Origin of the sequence: Burkholderia sp. Ac-20392 (genome assembly GCF_017104585.1) — a bacterium.
In the GTDB taxonomy this organism is placed as follows: domain Bacteria; phylum Pseudomonadota; class Gammaproteobacteria; order Burkholderiales; family Burkholderiaceae; genus Burkholderia; species Burkholderia lata.
On sequence record NZ_JAAGPB010001177.1, the window covers coordinates 1 to 507 of the forward strand.

Here is a 507-nt window from a genome sequence, read left to right on the forward strand (position 1 = left end):
TCCCGCGGTCACGAGCAGCCGCAACGCGGGCGCGAGCGGCGCCGCTTGCGCGGCGAAACGGTTCGCATAGGGCAGCAGCGCGCGGTCGCCCCACCAGATCGACGGGCTTGCCGCGACATACCGCGTGAACAGGTGCGGGCGCGTCAGCATCGCGTACAGCGTCAGCAGGCCGCCGTACGAATGACCGAACAGCGTCTGGCGTGCCGGGTCGACGGCCACCTGTTGCGCGAGCCAGGGCTGCACGTCGTGTTCGATGAAATCGAGCAGGCGGTCGGCGACGGCACCGCGGCCGTCGGGCAGCGGCGCGAGCGTGTAGTCGTCTGCGCGGGCGGCCATGTCATAGGCGGCGTCAGTCGGATAACCGATGCCGATCACGACGGGTTCCGGATCGGGCGCGGTGTCAGGGCGCGCGCGCCGGTTGCGCACGAGTTGCGCGGCGAGCGGGAAGAGCGCGTTGCCGTCGAGGACGGTCAGTACCGGATGGGATCCGGCAACGGCGCGCTCGGC

General features: G+C 71.4%; 1 protein-coding gene. It reads right to left on the reverse strand.

Annotated elements, in window-relative coordinates; all coding sequences use genetic code 11:
* Positions 1-507: alpha/beta hydrolase-fold protein (locus G3N99_RS41475; RefSeq protein WP_206125342.1), on the reverse strand; the 507-nt coding region annotated here is incomplete at both ends.